This window comes from Stappia sp. BW2, from assembly GCF_008107695.1.
Classification (GTDB): Bacteria; Pseudomonadota; Alphaproteobacteria; order Rhizobiales; family Stappiaceae; genus Roseibium.
Genome location: NZ_VIRG01000087.1, coordinates 1 through 443, shown reverse-complemented (window position 1 = coordinate 443; position 443 = coordinate 1). Strand labels below are relative to the sequence as shown.

The following is a 443-nucleotide window of genomic DNA, read 5'->3' as shown; positions in this document are numbered from 1 at the left end:
TCCGTGGGCTGCGGGCTATTAATGTATAGCCTCGGCGACGGTGCGAAAAACGCCAAAGAAGCGATCTACCATATCGAAGGGGACCCGGACCATCCGGTGAGCCGCGGCGCGCTGTGCCCGAAAGGGGCAGGCCTGCTGGACTATGTCCACAGCGAAAACCGTCTGCGTTATCCGCAATACCGCGCCCCGGGCTCGGATAAATGGCAGCGCATCTCGTGGGATGAAGCCTTTAACCGCATCGCCCGACTGATGAAAGCCGACCGCGACGCCAACTTTATTGAAAAGAACGAACAGGGCGTGACGGTTAACCGCTGGCTTTCCACCGGCATGCTGTGCGCCTCGGCGGCAAGCAATGAGACCGGCATGCTAACGCAAAAATTTGTGCGATCGCTGGGTATGCTGGCGGTAGACAACCAGGCGCGCGTCTGACACGGACCAACGGT

General features: G+C 59.6%; 1 pseudogene. It reads left to right on the top strand.

Going from position 1 to position 443, the window contains the following annotated elements:
• A pseudogene (locus tag FMN63_RS27690) lies at window positions 1-426 on the top strand (molybdopterin-dependent oxidoreductase); the annotation flags it as partial.
• Window positions 427-443: the final 17 nt, after the last annotated feature.